Genomic DNA, 12,877 nt, shown 5'->3' on the forward strand with positions numbered 1-12,877 from the left:
CATGTTCAAGCAGACTTCCGCCGTGGTCGCGATGAACCTGCGCGCGCTGCCGCAGCGTGCCGGCGCCTCCTCGGTGATCGTCGTCGGCATCGCCGGCGTCGTCGCCGTGCTGGTGTCGGTGCTGGCGATGGCCACCGGCTTTCACAAGACCGTGGCCAACTCCGGCAACCCGGACCGCGCCATCGTGCTGCGCGGCGGCTCGCAGAGCGAGATCAACAGCTCGATCAGCCGCGACAACGCACTGACCATTCTCGATGCTGCGGGCATCAGAAAAGACGGCGACGGCAAGCCGATCGGCACCAGCGACGTGGTGACGATCGTCAACCTGCCCAAGCTCGCCGACGGCGCCGAGTCCAACGTCACGCTGCGCGGTACCGGTGCCAAGTTCGCGGCGCTGCGCCCGGAGTTCAGGCTGATCCAGGGCCGCATGTTCCAGCCGGCGGTGCGCGAACTGATCGTCGGCGAAGCCGCGCTCAAGCAGTTCAAGGGCGTCAGCGTCGGCAGCAAGCTCAGCTTTCGCGAATCGGAATGGACCATCGTCGGCGTCTTCAGCACCGGCGCCGACAACCACGAATCGGAGCTGATCGGCGATGCCGAAACGGTGCAGTCGGCGTTTCGCCGCACCGCGTTCCAGTCGATCACCGTGATGCTGGAATCGGCCGCCACGTTCGACACGTTCAAGGACCAGCTGACCACCAATCCGACGCTGACGGTGGACGTCAAACGCGAGCAGGAATACTACGCCGAGCAATCCAGGGGCCTGACCAAGCTGCTCAACTTTCTCGGCTACTTCGTCGGCGGCATCATGGCGATCGGCGCGATGTTCGGCGCGCTGAACTCGATGTATTCCGCGGTCTCCGCGCGCAGTATCGAAATCGCCACGCTGCGTGCGATCGGCTTCGGCGCAATGCCGGTCGTGATATCGATTTTCGTCGAGGCCCTGCTGCTGTCGCTGCTCGGCGGCGTCGTCGGCGCCGCGCTGGCCTGGGGCTTCTTCAACGGCAACGCGGTCAGCACGCTGGGCGCCAACTTCAGCCAGGTGGTGTTCCGGCTGACCGTCAGTCCCGGCCTGATCATCGCCGGGATTCTGCTGGCGTGTTTCATCGGCATCCTCGGCGGCCTGTTCCCGGCGATCCGTGCCGCACGCCTGCCGATCGCGGCGGCGCTGCGTGCCGGCTGATGCAGCCAAGGCTGGCTGAGCTCGAAGCGGCGGCGCGCATCGTTCATGCGTCGATCGCGCCGACGCCGCAATACCGCTGGCCGCTGCTGTGCGAGCGGCTCGGCGCCGAGGTCTGGCTCAAGCACGAGAATCACACCCAGGTCGGCGCGTTCAAGATCCGCGGCGGCCTGGTGTACTTCGATCATCTGCTGCGCGACGGCAGCCGTCATCGCGGCGTGGTCGCCGCCACCCGCGGCAATCACGGCCAGTCGGTCGGATTCGCCGCACAGCGGCACGGCATTGCCGCGACGATCGTCGTGCCGTTCGGCAACAGCCGCGAGAAGAACGCGGCGATGCGCAGCCTCGGCGTCGAGCTGATCGAGCACGGTGAAGATTTTCAGGCGGCGCGCGAACAGGCGGAGAAAATCGCCGCCGATCGCCATCTGCACCTGGTGCCCTCGTTCCATCCGCTGCTGGTCGCCGGTGTCGCCAGCTACTGGCTGGAATTCTTTCGCGGCGTCGCCGGTCTCGACACGGTCTACGTGCCGATCGGGCAAGGCTCCGGCATCTGCGCCGCGGTCGCGGCACGCGATGCGCTGCAGCTGCCGACCGAGATCGTCGGCGTGGTGTCCAGCGGTGCGCCCGCCTATGCGCTGTCGTTCGCGCAGGGCTCGCCGATCGAACACGCGGTGACCACGCAGCTTGCCGACGGCATGGCCTGCCGCAAACCCGATCCGGCAGCGCTGGAAATCATCCGCCACGGCGTGCAGCGCATCGTCGAAGTCGGTGAAGACGACATCGCGGACGCGATGCGCACGCTGTTCCAGTGCACCCACCAGCTTGCAGAAGGCGCCGGTGCCGCGTCGTACGCAGCGGCCGCGCTGGAGGCGACGCGCAACCGCGGCGGCCGCGTCGGCCTCGTGCTGTCCGGCGGCAATGTCGATCGCGACGTGTTCGCGCGCGTGGTGGCCGGCTGATGGCGGCCCGCAAATCCGCCGCACTGCAGCTGCAGGCCAGCCTCAGCCTTGGCTCCAAAGCCGGCACGCTGGCCGGCGCGCAGCGCATCGAGCTGCTGGAAGCGATCGGCAACACCGGCTCGATCACCAGCGCGGCGAAAGCCGTCGGCCTGAGCTACAAGGGCGCCTGGGATGCGGTCGAGGCGATGAACAACATGGCCGACGCGCCGCTGGTCGAACGCATCGCCGGCGGCCGCGGCGGCGGCGGCACACAGCTGACCGCGCGCGGCCTCGCGCTGGTGGCGAGCTACCGCGCCGCGGCCGAAGAACATCTGCGGTTCGTCGAGGCGCTGAACCAGCGCTTGAAGAACAATAGTGGCGATCTGCAACTGCTAGGACGGCTCGCGATGAAAACCAGTGCGCGCAACCAGCTGTGGGGCCGCGTCGTCCGTGTCGCCACCGGCGCGGTCAACGACGAAGTCGAACTCGAGATCAAGGGCGGCGACCGCATCGTCGCCGTGGTCACGCACGAAAGCATCGAACAGCTCGGCCTGAAAGCCGGCGTCGATGCGGTGGCGCTGGTCAAGGCCTCGTGGGTGATCCTCGGCGTCGACGACGGCGGGCCGAAGCTGAAACTGTCGACGCGCAACCAGCTCGCCGGCACCGTGAAAGCGCTGACGCCGGGCGCGGTGAATACCGAGGTGGCTGTGGATCTGAAGGGCGGCAACACGCTGGCGGCGGTGGTCACCAATGTCAGCGCGCAGAGCCTGGGGTTGAAGCCGGGCGTTGCGGTGACGGCCTTGTTCAAGGCGTCGAGTGTGATCATCGGTGTCGCGGGCTAAGACGCACAGCCACCTGTAGGAGCGGACCCTGTCCGCGACAGTGCTCTTGCAGCCAAGAGTCGCGGACAGGGTCCGCTCCTACAGGTCAAGCGACCAGTTTTCCGTCGTCGATGTTCAACACCCGATCCGCCAGATACGCCACCTCGTCCGGCGCATGGCTGACATACAGCATCGGCAGCCTGGTCTCGTCGCGGACGCGTTTCAAAAACGGCAGGATCTGCGATTTGAGCCGCGTGTCCAGCGACGACAGCGGCTCGTCGAGCAGCAGCAGCCGCGGTGAATACAGCAGCGCACGGCCGAGTGCGACGCGCTGGCGCTGACCGCCGGAGAGCTGATCCGGCCGCCGCTCCAGAAACCCGCCGATCTCCAGCAACTCGCAGACGCTTTCGAGCGTGAAGTGACGCTGCTGTGGCGCCAGGCCGCGCCAGCCGTACAGCAGGTTGGCGCGCACGCTTAAATGCGGAAACAACTGGCCATCCTGAAACACCAGGCCGAAGCCGCGGTGGTGCGCCGGTACGAACACGCGCTGCGCGGTGTAGACCAGGGTTTGCGAATCGAAGCGGATCTGCCCGCTTTGCGGTTTGAGCAGGCCGGCGACCAGCGCCAGCAAGGTGCTCTTGCCCGAGCCCGAAGGCCCGCAGATGCCGGTGACGCCCTCGCCCAGGCGATGCGCGATGTCGAGCGCAAAACCGCCGCGACTGAAATGCAGATCGACTTCGAGCATGCTCAGTCGCGCCCGCGCGTTTCGAGCCGGCGGCGCATGCGCGTGGTCAGCAGATGGCCAACGAACAGCGCGGCGAAAGCCAGCGCCAGCGACAGCAACGCCAGGCGCATCGACGCCGCGTCGCCGTCCGGCACGTGCGAGTACGAATAGATCGCCAGCGGTAGCGTGCGCGTCTCGCCGGGAATGTTGCCGACGAAAGCCATGGTCGCGCCGAACTCGCCGAGGCTGCGCGAGAAGCACAGGATCGCGCCGACGAAAATGCCGGGCGCGGCCAGCGGCAGCGTGATCGTGGCGAACACGCGCAGCGGCGCAGCGCCCAAAGTCGCAGCTGCCTGTTCGAGCCGCCGATCCACCAGCTGGAACGCCAGACGGATCGGCTGCACCGCCAGCGGAAACGCCATCGTGGCGGACGCCAGCACCGCGCCTTTCCAGTCGAACGTGAGGGTGATGCCGAAGGTTTCCAGCAGCCACGCACCGATCGGCGCTTGCGTACCGAGCAACAGCAGCAACAGGTAACCGGGCACGACCGGCGGCAAAACCATCGGCAGCTGCACGAAGGTTTCGGCGATCAGTTTCCCGGGAAATTCACGCCGGGCGAGCCACCAGCCGCACAGCACCGCGAGCGGCATTGAGAGGATCGTCGCCCAGAGGCCGACTTTGGCGGAGAGCCACAGTGCGGTCCATTCTTCGGGACTCAGGCTCACCCGCTCACGCTCAACGAACGAGCAGGCTGAAGCCGTAACGCTCGAACACCGCGGACGCCGGCGCCGTCTTCAAGTATTCGAACAGCGCACGCGCTTCCGGCCGCGCGCCTTTCAGCAGTGCAAACGGATACACGATGGGCTGATGCGTGCTCTCCGGGAACGTCGCCAGCACCTCGACCCTGGCGCTGATCGCCGCGTCGGTGGCGTAGACGATGCCCAGCGGGCATTCGCCGCGCTCGACGAAAGCCAGTGCCGTGCGCACGTCGTCGGTGCCGACGATGCGCTTTTCGAGCTGGGCCCACCAACCCAGCGACTGCAGTGCGGCCTTGGCGTAGATGCCCACCGGCACCACGCCGGGTTCGCCGGTGCAAAGCTTGCCCTGGTAGGCGGCGGCAAGGTTGAAGTCCTTGCTCATCTGCACATCGAACTTCCTGCCCTTGGGCACGATCAGTACCAGCGTATTGCCGAGCAGGTTCACGCGGGTGCCGGGGGCGAGCTTGCCGGCTTTCTCGACCGCGTCCATCCAGCTGGTGTCGGCGGAGCCGAACAGGTCCGCCGGCGCGCCGGCATTGATCTGCCTGGCGAGCGTCGACGAGGCGGCGAACACCAGCGTCGGTGCCGGATGAGCCGATGCTTTCCAGTCGGCGGCGATATCGGTCAGCGCACTGGTCAGGCTGGCCGCGCCATAGACTCTTGCGGCGTCTTCGGCCGAGACCTCGGTGACGAAGGCGCAGCTCAGCAGCGCCGCGACGGCACTGACGGAAAACTTCATGGTGATCCCCGTTCTCCCGGTCGATGCGCGGCCGAACCGCTGGAAGCGTTATGCAATCTACTATATAACGCAGGGCCAGACAAACGATCGGCCAGCGTCGACACCTACATCAGGGGGCTTTCCCATGTCGCATCAAACCCGCGCGCTTTACGCCGCTGCCGCGTTGTTGCTGTGCGCCGCCAGCGCGCCCACGCTGGCCAAGGACGATCTGCTGGAAACTCTGGCGCAGAAAGGCGTGATCAGCATGGAGGAGTACGAGAAGCTCAAGGCCGGCCAGCCGAAGAGCGCGGCACCGAGCTTCAATACCGACGACGGCCTGAAGTTCGCTTCCGCCGACGGCGCGTTCTCGATCGCGGTCGGCACGCTGCAGCAGATCGACTACGCCGCCTACGACGACGACGGCACCGACATCGCCGACGGCAGCCAGCTGCGCCGCTCGCGTCTCTCGCTCGGCGGCACGCTGTTCAAGGACTTCAGCTATCGCGTCGAATACGAATTCCGCCAGGCCGGCAGCGGCAACGGCACGCAAATCACCGACGCCTATGTCGCCTACATGGCGCTGAAGCCGTTGATCATCACCGTCGGCCAGTTCAAGCCCTCGTTCTCGATGGAAGCGCTGACCGCGGACAAGAGCGCCACCTTCATGGAACGCGCCCTGCCGTTCTATCTGGTGTCGCCGCTGGTGGTGCGCACGCCGGGTGTGCAGGTCGCCGGCTCCGGCACGTTCTGGTCGGCCGCGGCCGGGGTGTCGAGCTCGCCGCTGAGCGATGCCAGCAGCGGTGACGAAGGCTGGGGCTACGCCGCGCGCGGCACCCTCGCGCCGTATTTCAAGGACGGCAAGCTGCTGCATCTGGGCGTCGGCTACACCTGGCGCAAACCGACTCAGAACAACACCACGGTCGGCAGCGGTGCGACCGCGACGACCACGTCCGGCGTGACCTTCAGCGCCAAGCCCGAGTCCGACCAGGCGCCGAGCCTGGTCACCACCGGCGCGCTCGCCGACACCCGCGACTACCGCTACATCGGATCGGAATTCGCCGCCGCTTATGGCCCGGCCTCGGTGCAGGGCGAATACATGTGGGTCGACGTGTCGCGCGACAACGGCAAGCAGGACCTGAGCTTCGCCACCTGGTATGCGCAGGCCGCGTACACGCTGACCGGCGAAGTGCGGCCATACAAGGTCGACAAGGGCGTGTTCGAAGGCATCAGGCCGGCGCATCCGTTCGCCAGCGGCGGCGGCTGGGGCGCGTTCGAAGTCGCGGCGCGTCTGTCGCAGATCGATCTGAACGACGGCACCGTGGTCGGCGGCAAGCTGCGCGACATGACGCTGGGCCTGTCCTGGTACTTGAACAGCTATCTGCGCGTCAGCGCCAACTACGTGAACGTGCTGAAGCTGGATCGCAGCGGCAACGCGTTCGACGGCCAGGAACCGGCGGCGTACCAGATGCGCCTGCAGATGGCGTTTTAAAAGCGGTGCCTTCTCCCTCCGGGAGAAGGTGGCGCGTAGCGCCGGATGAGGGCGTTCCCGTGATGACGAAGCTCAGTCATCGCTGCGGCGACCTCACCCCTGCCCCTCTCCCGGTGGCAGAGGGGTTTATTATTTGTCGCTTATTTGTCGCCCGAAGCGGCGACGCGGAAACCCGTCCAGACATTGCGATGCCAGGCGCCGAAAGGCCCGCGGGCGCTCAGCTGCAGCGCCTGCTGCGGCTCCTGCCAGGAGCCGCCGCGCACGACCAGATTGCTGGCCTCGTCGAACGACGCCAGGCATTGCGTCGGGGCTGCCGTGCCGGCCGGCGTGAACAGCGTGCAGGTCCATTCGCGCACGTTGCCGGCGACATCGACCAGGCCGAAGGCATTCGCCGCGCGCGATCCGACATAGCCCGGATGCTGCGGCGGCCGCGGCGTGCACCCGACGCAGTCGGCATAAGCCGCGTCGTAATCGTCGCCCCACCAATAGCGTGTCGTGGCGCCGGCGCGCGCCGCGTATTCCCACTCCTGCTCGGTGGGCAGGCGCATCGCCACGCCGGTTTCTTTGGATAACCACGCAGTGAACGCCAGCGCATCGCGCGCCGAAACGCAAACCACCGGATACGTCTCGGCCTGCTCGTAACCGGGCTGGTTCCAAGACAGATTCTGCGACGTGCCGACGCAGGGAATGTCGGCCCAGGCCGGATTGCGGTAGCCGCTGTGCCGCATGAAGATGCGGAACTGCTCGACCGTGACTTCGCTGCGGCCGATGCGCAGTGGCGCGATCTCGACGCTGGCCGCCGGCTCGGCCTGCTGCAGGCGTCCGCCCGGCAGCGCGACCAGTTTGGGCAGATGGCTGCGCTCGATCGCACTCAGGCCCGTCAGCTTCGGCTCGGCGGTCGCTTCGCGCCGCACCAGTGCCATCACGACCACCGCGACCACCGACAACAGCGCCAGCAGCAGCAGCGGATAGCGCAGCACGTCGGTTTCCTCAATCACATCGCCCGGCAGTTCCAGCGGGCGGATGCGCGCCTCACCTTCGGCGGTTTCGCGCGCCGGCCGATGGAATGGGTCGCGAGTAGCGGCCGACTCGGCGTTGGGGCGAGCTGCTGAAGGCGTGGAGTCGGTCACCCGCGAATGGTAGAGCCGCCGCCGGTGGAAAGGCGAGAGCCGACCCCGCCTTAGACAAAGGGGCGCGAGCGGCTACGGGTCCTGGGCGATGCGGAAACCGGTCCAGACGTTGCGGTGGTTCGCGTCCATGGCCTGGCGATGTGCCGGCCGCAGCGCGTCGGCGTTCTCGTGCCAGGAGCCGCCGCGCACGCTCAGCTCGCGATCGTATTCGCCAGCGCAGCGGCTCTCGCTGCCGGCGTCGGTGTACGGCGCATAGGCGGAGCAGGTCCATTCGCCGACGTTGCCCGCGGTGTCGGCCAGACCAAAGGCATTGCGCGGCCAGCTGCCGACCGGCAGCGGGCCGGAGCGCGCCTGCGGACAACCGGCGCAGCTCGCCTGCGTCGGCTGATAGCGGTCGCCCCACCAGAAGCGCGTACTGCTGCCGCCGCGCGCCGCGTATTCCCACTCGGCTTCGGTCGGCAGACGGAAGCGCAGGCCGCTGGCCTGAGACAGCCATTGCGCATAGGCGCGCGCGTCGACCGCGCTGATGCAGACCACCGGCCGGTTCGGGCTTTGCGCAAAGCCCGGCTCGCTCCAGCTCGGGCTGCGCGCGCCGGCGCTGGCACAGGCGTAGCGCGCCCACATCGGGTTGTCGTAACGGGTCTGGCCGACGAAGGCGCCGAACTGCTCGACGCTGATTTCTTCGGCGGAAATCGCGAACGCGGCGACGCGCACGCCATGCGCCGGGCGCTCGGCCGCTTCGCCCTGATCGTCGCCGACGCGCGCGGTCGCGGCCGGCAGCAGCCGCATCTGCGGCAGCACCGGTGGCGGCGCCAGCGCAGTGGGGCGTACCGGTGTCGGCGCGGTCGGCGGCGCCGTCACGGCGGGCACCGACGTGGTATTGGTCGCCGCCATCGTCGGCCTGCTCGCGTCGACGCCACGGCCGAGCAGGTGGTAGACGACGACGCCGACCAGCAGCACCAGGCCGGCGACCAGCGCGACCGGCATCGCCAGCACGGTCCAGGACGGCCGCGCTTCCGGTGCCGGCTCCGGTGCCTCGGGTGCAAGCCGCGACGCCGGACGCAGCGGCGCGCGGGTCGACTCCTGCGCCTCGGGCTGCGTTGGCGGGCGCATCGGAAACGCGCGGCGCGTCACCGTCGGCGGATTGTCGGCGTCGGGCAGATCCTGCGCCTGCATCAGCGCTTCGATCTGCTGGCGATAGCTGGGCGCGGAAGTCGGCGCTGCTTCGACGACGGGCGGCGCTGCGGCGCGCGCTGCTGCGGGCGGTTGCGGTTGCGGTTGCGGTGATGCGACTGCGTCCGGCGGAATCAGCGGCGCACCGCGACGGCTCGGGCGCGCTTCGCTGACCGGGGCAGCACGAGGCGCTGTCGGCGGCGCCGGAATCGTCGCCGCCGTTGGTGCTGCGGTCGGCGCGACGCGAGTCGCATCGACTGCGGGCGACGGCGGCACCACGCTGGCGCTGGCCGCCGCAGCCGGTGGCGCGATCAGCGGCCGGAATTCGGCCAGCGCGGCGATGAATTCAGCCGCGGTCTGAAAGCGCGCTTCCGGTGTCAGCGCCAGCGCGCGGCGCAAGGCCGCGTGCAGCGCCTCGGGAATGCCGGCCCAGCCGTCACGCTCCAGCGGATCGTCGGTCAGGCGATCCAGCGCGGTCGGCGGCGCCACGCCGGTGAGCATGCGGTACAAGGTCGCCGCAGCGCCGTAGACGTCGGTCCACGGCCCCTGCGACGAACGCCGCTGGTATTGCTCCAGCGGCGCGTAGCCGTCGGTCAGCACCACGGACATGCTGTGCTGGCGCTCGCCGGCCGCCTGCCGCGCGGCGCCGAAGTCGAGCACGATCGGCTTGCCGATGGTGGCCAGATAAATGTTGTGCGGCTTCAGATCGCGGTGGACGACGCCGTGCTCGTGCAGATACTGCAGCGCCTCCAGCACCGGGCGGATCAGCGGCACCGCCAGCGACGGCTCGATGATCTTGCGCACCCGCGACAGGTACTCGCCCAGCGACAGGCCCTCGTAGTAATCCATCACCAGGTAGGCGGTGCCGTTGGCGTTGAAGAACGTGCGCACGCGCACCACGTTGGGATGATCGAGCTTGGCGACGATGCGCGCCTCGCGCAGGAACTGCTCCTTGCCGAACTCGAAGTTGCCGCGGGTTTCCTCGGTATGCGTGCTGACGTCGAGCTGGCCCGGGTGCCGCGTGGCGATGTCGCGCGGCAGGAACTCCTTGATCGCGACACGCTGCTGCAGGTGAACGTCCCAGCCCAGGTAGGTGATGCCGAAACCGCCGGGCTGGCCGAGCACGCGGCCGACGCGATACTGGCCGCCGATGATGATGCCGTGCGGCAGAAACAGCGGCGGCCGCGGCAGCGATTCGTCGTAGCCGCAGACCGGGCACACGGCGACGCCGCTCTTGTCGTGGAAACAGCCGGGGCAATGCTTCTGGAATGCCATTGGCGCTCAGGGCCCGCAAGGTCGATCGGCGATTGTATGCGCCATTGCCGGCAGCGGCCCGCCCCGCCCTTTTTTTGGGCTGCCGGAACGCATAGGCTGATCGCATCGGCTGCGCTGTGCGCGCTGCTCCAAAAAAACAGGATTGCCATGACCACCTCGAGCAACAGACTGTCACCGAAAATGCTGCGCGACCGCTTCGTCACTGAGGCCACGCGCAAGTTCGCCGCGCAAGTCCCCGACTTCGTGGCGCTGCAGAAGCTGGTCGCCGAAAACGGCGGCCGGTTCCTGAACGATCACGGCGCGATCCGCACCGCCGACCCGGCGCTGCGCGCGCTGATCGTGCGCGCCGCCGGCGTGATCGGCCTGCGCAAGGAGCTGGATTATTCGTTCCCGAGCAAGAAGCTGGTGAGCTTCGACCTGCAGGCGATCGGCGAGGATTCGCGGCAGTTCAAGATCTTCGTATCGCAGGTGGATCTGCCGGCGTTCCCGCCGGACGTCGCGGCGATGATCCAGGCCGATTGCGCCGAACAGGCGGCGGCGGTGGATCACTCGGCTTTCATCGCGCTGATCGAGAAAGCCGAAGCCGAAGGCGGTTTGAGCGATGCCGACGGCGCGGCTTTCGTGCAGCACTTCGTGCACAAGCTCATGCATCGCGTTGGGGCGCCGATGAAGCGCTCGCTGCTCGAGGCGGTCGCCGCCGTTTCCGGCGAAGCCGCCAGCGCGCTGGCGCTGGGCGCGGACTTCAACCACGTCACCATCGACGTCTACGCCGCCGCGTTTGCCGGCATCGAGGCGATGACGGCAGCGATGAAGGAACGCGGCTTTCGCATGCTGCCGGCGATCCAGGGCGCGCCGGGAACCCTGCTGCGTCAGACCGCGACGATGGCCGCGACCATGGAAACGCCGGTGCTGGAAGCCGATGGATCCACCGGCAGCGCGCAGACCGAAAAACAGTTCGTCGAAATCATCGAACGCAATCAGGCGACCAATGCCTGGGGTGGCAAGCTGTGGACCCAGGATGGCGCGCCGTTGATCTTCCGCAATTTCCTGTCGGCGAATGCCGAGAAGATTTTCGATGCGGCTTCGACGAAGGTCGCGCCTGCGAAATCTGCCGATAGTTGCTGAGGGTTTTCAGTCGCGGACAGGGTCCGCTCCTACACAAAGGCGCCAGGCCTGTAGGAGCGGACCCTGTCCGCGACCGACGAGACCACTAGGCTTTAGCCTTCTCCGCCGGCGTACGCCCGTAGATATCCTCGAAGCGCACGATATCGTCTTCGCCCAGATACACACCGGATTGCACTTCGATCAGTTCCAGCGGCACCTTGCCCGGGTTTTCCAGCCGGTGCGTGTGCCCCAGCGGGATGTACGTGGACTGGTCCTCGCACAGCAGGAAGTTCTTCTCGCCGCACCAGACGCGTGCCGTGCCCTTGACCACGATCCAGTGTTCGGCGCGGTGGTGATGCATCTGCAGGCTCAGCTTCTGGCCCGGCTTGACGACGATGCGCTTGACCTGGAAACGCTCACCTAGCGCCACCGTTTCGTAAGAGCCCCAGGGACGATATACGCGCGGGCTGGTTTCGGCCTCGCTGCGCTTCTCCTTCTTCAGCCGCTGCACGATCTTTTTGACTTCCTGCACGCGCGAGCGCGGCGCCACCAGGATCGCGTCGTCGGTTTCGACGACGACGGTGTCGCTCATGCCGACCATGCTGACCAGGCGCGTGCTCGCATGCACCAGGTTGTTCTGCGAATCTTCCAGCATCACGTCGCCGCGGGTGCGGTTGCCGGCGGCATCGTTGGCCGGCAGCTTGCCGAGGAACGTCCAGGAGCCGACGTCGTCCCAGCCGGCGTCCAGCGGCACCAGCGCGATGTTCTGGGTCTTCTCCATCACCGCGTAGTCGATCGACTCATTGCGGCATTTGCGGAAGGCGTTGACTTCCAGGCGCACGAAGTCGATGTCCTTCACCGCGTGGTTCCAGCTCTGCAGGCTGGCGGCGTACATCTCCGGCTCGAGCTTCTTGAGTTCGTCGAGGAATACGTCGGCGCGGAACATGAACATGCCGCCGTTCCAGTAATAGCCGCCTTCGGCAATGAAGGCTTCGGCCTTCGCCAGCTCGGGTTTCTCGACGAAAGCGGCGACCTCGAACGCGCCACCGTCGATCGCATCACCGACCTTGATGTAGCCGAAGCCGGTTTCCGGATGCGTCGGCTGGATGCCGAAGGTGACGATCTTGCCGGTCGCGGCGATCCTGGCCGCGGCCTCGACCGCGGCGACGAACGCGGCGCCGTCGGTAACCGCCTGGTCAGCGGCCATCAGGAACACGATGGCCTGGGGGCCGTAATTGCTGGTGGCGTAGTGCGCGGCGACCGCGGCGGCCGGCGCGGTGTTGCGGCCTTCCGGCTCCAGCATCACCGTGGCGGCGCTCAGACCGACCTGCAGCATCTGCTCGGCGATGACGAAGCGATGGGCGTCGCCGCCGATGACCAGGGGCGGCGCGGACTCCTCGACCTGGGCGACGCGCAGCGCGGTGTTCTGCAGCAGGCTGCGATCGTCGAGCAGCTTCAGGAACTGCTTGGGATACTGCTCGCGCGACAGCGGCCACAGGCGCGTGCCGGAGCCGCCGGCCATCAGGACGGGAATGATCATCGGGATGTAGCTCTCGGGAACTGCCGCGGA

At 67.6% G+C, this 12,877-nt stretch carries 11 protein-coding genes; 5 read left to right on the forward strand and 6 right to left on the reverse strand.

Annotated elements, in window-relative coordinates; translation table 11 throughout:
• Window position 1: 1 nt before the first annotated feature.
• The 3 genes from ACQZF9_RS15810 to ACQZF9_RS15820 are packed head-to-tail and all read left to right on the forward strand — an operon-like array spanning window position 2 to window position 2,957.
• Entirely contained in the window at window positions 2-1,180 is a 1,179-nt protein-coding gene (locus ACQZF9_RS15810) for an ABC transporter permease (RefSeq protein ID WP_428309922.1), read from the forward strand.
• Window positions 1,180-2,136, forward strand: a complete 957-nt coding sequence (locus tag ACQZF9_RS15815; protein WP_428309923.1) for a threonine dehydratase — start codon at window positions 1,180-1,182, stop codon at window positions 2,134-2,136. Before ACQZF9_RS15810 ends, ACQZF9_RS15815 begins: the two co-directional genes overlap by 1 nt.
• On the forward strand, window positions 2,136-2,957 hold the full coding sequence (locus ACQZF9_RS15820; protein ID WP_428309924.1) for a TOBE domain-containing protein: 822 nt from the start codon (window positions 2,136-2,138) through the stop codon (window positions 2,955-2,957). The genes ACQZF9_RS15815 and ACQZF9_RS15820 overlap by 1 nt, the downstream gene beginning before the upstream one ends.
• Window positions 2,958-3,042: 85 nt before the next feature.
• On the opposite strand, the gene ACQZF9_RS15825 is transcribed toward ACQZF9_RS15820, so the two are convergent.
• From ACQZF9_RS15825 to modA, 3 genes are read right to left on the reverse strand one after another with little or no spacing between them, the layout of a single operon-like run.
• Window positions 3,043-3,681 carry an ATP-binding cassette domain-containing protein gene (locus ACQZF9_RS15825; protein WP_428309925.1) on the reverse strand — a complete coding sequence of 213 codons (639 nt, stop codon included), beginning with the start codon at window positions 3,679-3,681 and terminating at the stop codon, window positions 3,043-3,045.
• 2 nt (window positions 3,682-3,683) lie between these two features.
• Complete coding sequence (gene modB, locus ACQZF9_RS15830) at window positions 3,684-4,385, reverse strand: molybdate ABC transporter permease subunit (RefSeq protein WP_428309926.1); 702 nt, start codon at window positions 4,383-4,385, stop codon at window positions 3,684-3,686.
• Between the two features lie 10 nt (window positions 4,386-4,395).
• On the reverse strand, window positions 4,396-5,157 hold the full coding sequence (gene modA / locus ACQZF9_RS15835) for a molybdate ABC transporter substrate-binding protein (RefSeq protein ID WP_428309927.1): 762 nt from the start codon (window positions 5,155-5,157) through the stop codon (window positions 4,396-4,398).
• A 124-nt stretch (window positions 5,158-5,281) separates the two neighbouring features.
• Between modA and ACQZF9_RS15840 the strand changes: the two genes are divergently transcribed.
• Entirely contained in the window at window positions 5,282-6,625 is a 1,344-nt protein-coding gene (locus ACQZF9_RS15840) for an OprO/OprP family phosphate-selective porin (protein WP_428309928.1), read from the forward strand.
• Between the two features lie 140 nt (window positions 6,626-6,765).
• Here ACQZF9_RS15840 and ACQZF9_RS15845 read toward each other — a convergent pair whose 3' ends face one another.
• Together ACQZF9_RS15845 and ACQZF9_RS15850 are read right to left on the reverse strand one after the other, a co-directional pair.
• Window positions 6,766-7,755, reverse strand: a complete 990-nt coding sequence (locus ACQZF9_RS15845) for a formylglycine-generating enzyme family protein (RefSeq protein ID WP_428309929.1) — start codon at window positions 7,753-7,755, stop codon at window positions 6,766-6,768.
• Between the two features lie 72 nt (window positions 7,756-7,827).
• Window positions 7,828-10,203 carry a bifunctional serine/threonine-protein kinase/formylglycine-generating enzyme family protein gene (locus ACQZF9_RS15850; RefSeq protein ID WP_428309930.1) on the reverse strand — a complete coding sequence of 792 codons (2,376 nt, stop codon included), beginning with the start codon at window positions 10,201-10,203 and terminating at the stop codon, window positions 7,828-7,830.
• A 147-nt stretch (window positions 10,204-10,350) separates the two neighbouring features.
• Between ACQZF9_RS15850 and ACQZF9_RS15855 the strand changes: the two genes are divergently transcribed.
• Window positions 10,351-11,328 carry a 2-oxoadipate dioxygenase/decarboxylase family protein gene (locus ACQZF9_RS15855; protein WP_428309931.1) on the forward strand — a complete coding sequence of 326 codons (978 nt, stop codon included), beginning with the start codon at window positions 10,351-10,353 and terminating at the stop codon, window positions 11,326-11,328.
• An 85-nt stretch (window positions 11,329-11,413) separates the two neighbouring features.
• Here ACQZF9_RS15855 and ACQZF9_RS15860 read toward each other — a convergent pair whose 3' ends face one another.
• Complete coding sequence (locus ACQZF9_RS15860; protein ID WP_428313444.1) at window positions 11,414-12,853, reverse strand: mannose-1-phosphate guanylyltransferase/mannose-6-phosphate isomerase; 1,440 nt, start codon at window positions 12,851-12,853, stop codon at window positions 11,414-11,416.
• Window positions 12,854-12,877 lie beyond the last annotated feature (24 nt).

It is taken from the genome of Hydrocarboniphaga sp. (assembly GCF_965279055.1).
Classification (GTDB): domain Bacteria; phylum Pseudomonadota; class Gammaproteobacteria; order Nevskiales; family Nevskiaceae; genus Hydrocarboniphaga.

Coding starts and splice junctions, on each gene's coding strand:
- ACQZF9_RS15810 (WP_428309922.1), top strand. CDS start 2: ATGTTCAAGCAGACTTCCGCCGTGGTCGCGATGAACCTGCGCGCGCTG.
- ACQZF9_RS15815 (WP_428309923.1), top strand. CDS start 1,180: ATGCAGCCAAGGCTGGCTGAGCTCGAAGCGGCGGCGCGCATCGTTCAT.
- ACQZF9_RS15820 (WP_428309924.1), top strand. CDS start 2,136: ATGGCGGCCCGCAAATCCGCCGCACTGCAGCTGCAGGCCAGCCTCAGC.
- ACQZF9_RS15825 (WP_428309925.1), bottom strand. CDS start 3,681: ATGCTCGAAGTCGATCTGCATTTCAGTCGCGGCGGTTTTGCGCTCGAC.
- modA (WP_428309927.1), bottom strand. CDS start 5,157: ATGAAGTTTTCCGTCAGTGCCGTCGCGGCGCTGCTGAGCTGCGCCTTC.
- ACQZF9_RS15840 (WP_428309928.1), top strand. CDS start 5,282: ATGTCGCATCAAACCCGCGCGCTTTACGCCGCTGCCGCGTTGTTGCTG.
- ACQZF9_RS15850 (WP_428309930.1), bottom strand. CDS start 10,203: ATGGCATTCCAGAAGCATTGCCCCGGCTGTTTCCACGACAAGAGCGGC.
- ACQZF9_RS15855 (WP_428309931.1), top strand. CDS start 10,351: ATGACCACCTCGAGCAACAGACTGTCACCGAAAATGCTGCGCGACCGC.